At 70.1% G+C, this 3,784-nt stretch carries 3 protein-coding genes; all 3 read right to left on the reverse strand.

The genetic code is table 11. The features are described from left to right. Nucleotides 1-1,245 (reverse strand): cell division protein FtsZ (gene ftsZ, locus FE811_RS26055; protein ID WP_255469853.1); only part of this gene is annotated, 1,245 nt, incomplete at its 3' end. A gap of 220 nt (nucleotides 1,246-1,465) precedes the next feature. Further along, the gene (gene ftsA / locus FE811_RS26060; protein WP_036754976.1) at nucleotides 1,466-2,800 is read right to left on the reverse strand and encodes a cell division protein FtsA; all 1,335 of its coding nucleotides are present in this window, start codon (nucleotides 2,798-2,800) and stop codon (nucleotides 1,466-1,468) included. 21 nt (nucleotides 2,801-2,821) lie between these two features. Further along, nucleotides 2,822-3,784: cell division protein FtsQ/DivIB (locus FE811_RS26065; protein ID WP_140849397.1), on the reverse strand; the 963-nt coding region annotated here is incomplete at its 5' end.

Genomic DNA, 3,784 nt, shown 5'->3' on the forward strand with positions numbered 1-3,784 from the left:
CGCGACGAAGCCGCCCGCATCGCCGTTCAGCGCGTCGCTGGGCGCGGCGGGCTGGCGCAGCTCGGGCTGGTAGGCCGGGCGCGGCATGTCTTCCTCGTCATAGCGCGCAGCCGGGGCCGAGGGCTGGACGCGCGCCGCCGGGGCGGGCTCGGCCAGGGGCGCGGTGCGGCGCGGCGGAACCGGCAGCTCTTCCTCGGCCGGCTTCTGCGCCACGACGGGGTTCTGGGTCAGCGGCTCCTTCATGCCGCGGCGCGGCACCGGAACCTCGGCCGCCGAAGCGTCGATGCCGGTCGCGACGACCGAGACGCGGATCGAGCCCTCCATCGACGGGTCCAGCGTCGAGCCGACGATGATGTTCGCATCCGCATCGACCTTCTCGCGGATCTTCTCGGCCGCCTCGTCCATCTCGAAGAGCGTCAGGTCGTAGCCCCCGGTGATGTTGATCAGCACGCCCTTGGCGCCGTTCAGGCTGATTTCGTCCAGGAGCGGGTTGGCGATGGCCTTTTCGGCCGCCTGCACGGCGCGGTTCTCGCCCGAGGCCTCGCCGGTGCCCATCATCGCCTTGCCCATCTCGTCCATCACCGCACGCACGTCGGCGAAGTCCAGGTTGATCAGGCCCGGCCGCACCATCAGGTCGGTCACGCCCTTGACGCCCTGGTAAAGCACGTCGTCGGCCATGGCGAAGGCTTCGGTGAAGGTGGTCTTTTCGTTGGCCAGCCGGAACAGGTTCTGGTTGGGGATGATGATCAGCGTGTCGACGACCTTCTGCAGCGCCTCGACGCCTTCCTCGGCCTGGCGCATGCGCTTGGTGCCCTCGAACTGGAAGGGCTTGGTCACGACGCCGACGGTCAGGATGCCCATCTCGCGCGCGGCCTGGGCGATGATCGGGGCGGCGCCGGTGCCGGTGCCGCCGCCCATGCCGGCGGTGATGAAGCACATATGCGCGCCCATCAGATGATCGACGATGTCCTCGATCGTCTCTTCGGCGGCCTTGGCGCCGATCGAGGGCTTGGCGCCGGCGCCCAGCCCCTCGGTCACTTTCGGGCCGATCTGGATGCGGCTTTCCGCCTTGGAGGATTGCAGCGCCTGGGCGTCGGTGTTCGCCACGACGAACTCGACCCCCTCCAGCTGCTTGTCGATCATGTTGTTGACCGCATTGCCACCCGCACCACCGACGCCGAAGACGGTAATGCGCGGCTTCAGTTCCTGGTCATCATTCAGCATCAGGTGAATCTGCCGTTCCATGTCTCGCCTGCCTTCATCTGTTGCGCCGGACATGTGCGCAGTCCGGTCGAATCCCCGTATACCGGCCAGCCTAGCCAGATTCGCGCCGAGCGTCACCCGAAAAACACACCCCGCACACCAAATATCGCGGTGGATGCTGGGGTTTTCGGCGGCATCTTGCCCATTCTGCTGCATGTGGTGGAGGCGCCGGCCCACACCACCGCATCCGGGTTCCGCGCCCCTACCAGTTGTTGCGGAACCAGCGATAGGCCCGGCGCAGACTGCGCGCCGGATAGTGTTCGGCGGGCATGTCGAAGTCCCACCATTCGTCCTGCGGATGCGCCGTCAGCAGCGCCAATCCGATGGCCGAGGAAAAGCCCGGCGCGGTCGCATTATGCGGCAGGCCCTGGATGCGCAGCGGCCGGCCGATGCGCACGTTCTGCCCCAGCATGCGCGAGGCCAGCGCATCGAGCCCCGGAATCTGGCTGCCGCCGCCGGTCAGAACGATCTGGCGCGAGGGCATATAGTCGAAGCCCGCCGCATCCAGGATCTCGCCCACCTTTTCCAGGATCTCCTCGACCCGCGGGCGCATGATGCCGATCAGGTCGGCGCGGCTGACGCTGCGGCGGTCGGTGTCCCAGTCGCCGGTCTCGCCGCCCAGCTCAATCATCTCGCGGTCGTCGCGGCCGGTGGCCTCGAGCCCGCCGTGCAGGGTCTTGAGCCGCTCGGCCACGGCATGGCTGACGCGCAGCCCCTTGGCGATGTCCTGGGTGATCAGCTCGCCGCCGAAGCGGACGGCATCGGCAAAGATCATGTGCTTCTTGATGAAGACCGAAACGCCCGTCGTGCCGCCGCCCAGGTCGATGCAGGCGGCGCCCAGCTCCTGCTCGTCCTCGACCAGCGCCGCAAGCCCCGAGGCGTATGAGGCCGAGGCCACGCCTGCCAGTTCCATGTCGCAGCGCCGGATGCAATGCACCAGGTTGCTGGCCGCATCGCCGTCGATGGTCAGCACATGCATGTCGCAGGCCAGCCGGCCGCCCGACTGGTCGCGCGGGTCCGACAGCCCCGAGCGGCCATCGAGGGCAAAGTTCACCGGCTGGGCGTGCAGCACCTCGCGGCCGCGGCCGAAATCGGGCACCTCGCAGGCGGCCAGCACGCGGGCCACGTCGCCCTCGCCCACCTTGCCGGCGGGCAGCACGATCTCGCCCGCCAGGCCATAGCTGGCCGGGCGCGCGCCCGAGATGCAGGCGATGACGTGGTCGACGCGCACGCCCGCCACCTTCTGCGCCGACTGGATCACGGTGCGGATGGCGCGCTCGGTCTCGGCCATGGTCTCGATCTCGCCATAGCGCATCCCGCGCGAGCGGGTGGTGGCGGTGCCGATGACGCGGAAATTCGACTGGCCGGCCATGGGGCCGACGCCGTCCGTCTCGCGGAACTGGCTCGGGCCGTCGAATTGCAGCACCAGGCAGGCGATCTTCGAGGTTCCGATGTCCAGAACCGCGATGACGCCGCGCTGCATGGCCTGGCGGCGCATGTTCCGCATGGCCCGCTGGCCCTGATACAGATCCTTCATCTCACCTGCCTCCTTGCGCTGTCAGCCGCTTTTCTTCGCGGTCTTCGCCGCCTTGCCGGCCGTTGCCTCGGGCGGCAGCGGCAACCCGTCGGGGCCCAGTTCCGGCTGGCCGCGGGCACGGCGGATGGCGTTCTGCGCCTCCATCCCCAGCCGCACCACCGGGCGCGCCTCCTGCCGCAGGTCGACGACCAAAAGGTCGCGGTCCAGCATGTGCAGCGCGCGGTCCAGCGCGATGGCGCGCTCCAGCGCCTGAAGCGCCTTTTCCTCGGGCAGCTTGATGCGCTGGCCGCGGTCCAGCACCACGTCCCAGCGCCGCTCGCCCATGCGCTCCAGCCCGCGCAGCCGCGGCAGGATCGGCCCGGCGGCGTCGATCAGCGCCAGCGCCTCGGCCGCGGCGCGGTCGGCGCCCTCGCCGGCGATGATCGGCAGGTCGCCGCGCACCTCGCGCCCCGTGACCGAGGCGACGCGGTGCCCGGTCTTGTCCAGCAGCTCGATGCCGCGGGCATGGCGCCACAGCAGCGCCGGCACCCGTTCCGTGACCACGGCCGACAGCACCCCGCCCGGCTTGATGCGCAGGTCCACCGCCTCGACCGCATCGAGCTTCAGCACCCGCTCGCGCAGCTTTTCCAGGTCGATGTCGAAGCTCGAGGCCGGCAGGTCCACCGGCAGCATGGCGCGCAGCCCCTTGTCCACCGCGGGCGAGGCGCCCTCGATGGTCATCATCCTGACCATGAATTCGTCGCGGTGCTGGATGCGGTCCACGATGGCGTCGATGCCGCCGGTCAGGTTGGCCCGGCGGGTGTCGTCCGACAGCCAGATCCCCGCCACCAGCGCCGCCAGAAAGGCGGGCAGGCCGACATGCACCAGCCGCCGCACCAGCGGCCGCAGCATCATCCGGTTCAGCCGGTAGGCCAGGCGCGAGGGCGCCGGATCCTTGCGCGGCGTGCGCGGCGCCGCCGGGGCGGGGCGCGCGGGCGCAGGGCG

This window comes from Paracoccus sp. FO-3, assembly GCF_006386455.1.
Lineage (GTDB): Bacteria > Pseudomonadota > Alphaproteobacteria > Rhodobacterales > Rhodobacteraceae > Paracoccus > Paracoccus versutus.

Excerpts from the sequence above, each read along its gene's own strand:
- ftsA (WP_036754976.1), bottom strand. The coding sequence starts at position 2,800 with ATGAAGGATCTGTATCAGGGCCAGCGGGCCATGCGGAACATGCGCCGC.